General features: G+C 62.8%; 1 protein-coding gene. It reads right to left on the minus strand.

The features are described 5' to 3' along the window. On the minus strand, positions 1–382 hold a 382-nt coding region (locus HMPREF2847_RS10655; protein ID WP_246822013.1), incomplete at both ends, for an IS110 family transposase.

The raw sequence follows: 382 nt of genomic DNA on the forward strand, positions 1-382 counted from the left end.
CATCCACTTCAGGACCCGGCGTCGACCTGCGGCGGTCAGTTTTGTCGGACCTTCGTAGTGGATGAGCGAGTCCAGCACCCAGCGTGCGCGTGAGAATCTCGCCTGCAAAGACGCGCTCGAGTGCGGGGTGAATCTGTGTGAGCACGCTGCGAAGGCGGTTTTTCGTTCGGGTGGCGTCTTTGGCGATGTCGTCGTGGAATCCGGCGAGCATCTTCAGCGCTGCTAGTGTCTCGTCGTCGCGGTCGACTGCCCGCAGTGTGTGCAGCATGGTGCGGGCGGTGTCGGCGATGATGAATGCAGCCCGGCGGTCGGTTTTTGATCGCCCGGGGTAGAGATCGGCTGCTTTTCGCATGGCTAGGTCGGGGAGGTCTCCGACCGTGCA

Origin of the sequence: Corynebacterium sp. HMSC074C03, from assembly GCF_001838285.1 — a bacterium.
Classification (GTDB): domain Bacteria; phylum Actinomycetota; class Actinomycetes; order Mycobacteriales; family Mycobacteriaceae; genus Corynebacterium; species Corynebacterium amycolatum.